1 pseudogene is annotated in these 1,519 nt (G+C 38.6%); it reads right to left on the reverse strand.

Annotated elements, in window-relative coordinates:
- Positions 1-990 (reverse strand): annotated as a pseudogene (locus D9736_RS23295) (autotransporter outer membrane beta-barrel domain-containing protein); the annotation flags it as partial.
- Between the last annotated feature and the right edge of the window lie 529 nt (positions 991-1,519).

A 1,519-nucleotide genomic window follows, 5' to 3' on the forward strand; every position in this document is an offset into this window, starting at 1 on the left:
ACCTACCTGGTTAACCTGGCCGTTCCCCTGAATAGGTGAGGCCAGCAGAAAATCGGTACTGGAGTGATTAAAGTTTACTATCGAAGAGGAAGAAGCATCTGCGGCTCCCAAATGAATAAATGGCGTATTAATCGAACCAGCAGCCTGTTCAGCCTCACCTTGCGCACCACCAATATTTAAAACGCCTGTGGCGCCAGGTGCGAGAGTAACCCAGATAAACGAATTGGCATTGATTGTTGCACCATTATTAACGGTAAGGATACCGGTAGTATTAAAAGCAACATCTGGGCTGAATCCACCAAGATAAACATATTTAGCATTCAATGTTGAATTTTTACCATCAACCAGAACCTCGCCATAACTATCACGATTTTTTGATGCACTATTGCCTGGATAAGAATATCCAATAGCTACCTGAGCTGAGGTAGTGAGTGTACCGCCATTCGTAATACGTAAATTGCCAATTCCCTGATCGCCAACAAGAGCAATGTTAGAGGAAACCGATGAGTTTTCCCCATCAATAACCATCAACCCTTTGGCATCACCATAATACTCACCAATCCTTAGTTCCTGCAGGCCACTTATCTTACTGCCTTCTAACACATATACCGTGCCGGAACCTTCATTTGTACCCAAATACAAGTTGGATGTAGAACTATTAAACTGCCAGTTGGTATGGTTGGATAAAGTGAGGGTACCTTCAGAGTTATTACCTACGGTAGCACTGGCAGTAATAAATGAAAGATTATCAATAAGTAATGAGCCATTAGAGTCTTTACCTACAGTCAAAGAAGTAAAATTATCCCATCCGGGATCGTAACCTTCAGAGGCAATGATTTTTACCTCTTCGCCATTATTAATGATAACAACGCTATTTGCATCTGTGGGTGGGGTTACGGCCAGGGATATGGGTGTAAATAATATCGTTGAAATGGCTATGGACAGGGTTGATAAAGCATGTTTTCTTAACTTCATATCACTCACTTTCATCCTTAAATTTAAATGGCGAGATGTTTCTTATTGCACTGTTTTTCTTCCTGAAGCCTTGTAAGGCGTAAGCATGCAAGTTGCTAAATAAGAATATCTGTAATATTAGATGCAATAAATTTATTAAAGTGTTAGTTGTTCGTTGTATTGATTGGTTTTAGTGGTTTGTACGTGGAGTTAATGTGGTTTTTTTATGTCGGTTAGAAAAACACATCTAATAATCCTAAAACTTATGCAAGTGAAATAAAGAAAAGGCATAAAAATCATATTAATAGATGGTTAGTGGCTTTTTTGTTCAGAAAAGTAATGCGGTTTGTGTGAATTTTATATGGGGTTTTAGCGGAAGCAGGAATTTGAGATTTTTATGAAAATTAATTTAAGGAACACCAGCGATAATTGCCATGAGCGTTATTAAACAACAGGAGAGATGTGGCTATTGTTGAGAAAAATACAAATATATTCCCTTTTTCTGTAGATTTTTCCTAACAAAGACCGTGGATCTAAAAAGAGAGCCACCTGTACGTGACAGGTG

The sequence above is a fragment of the Escherichia sp. E10V10 genome, from assembly GCF_004211985.1.
Taxonomy (GTDB): Bacteria; Pseudomonadota; Gammaproteobacteria; order Enterobacterales; family Enterobacteriaceae; genus Escherichia.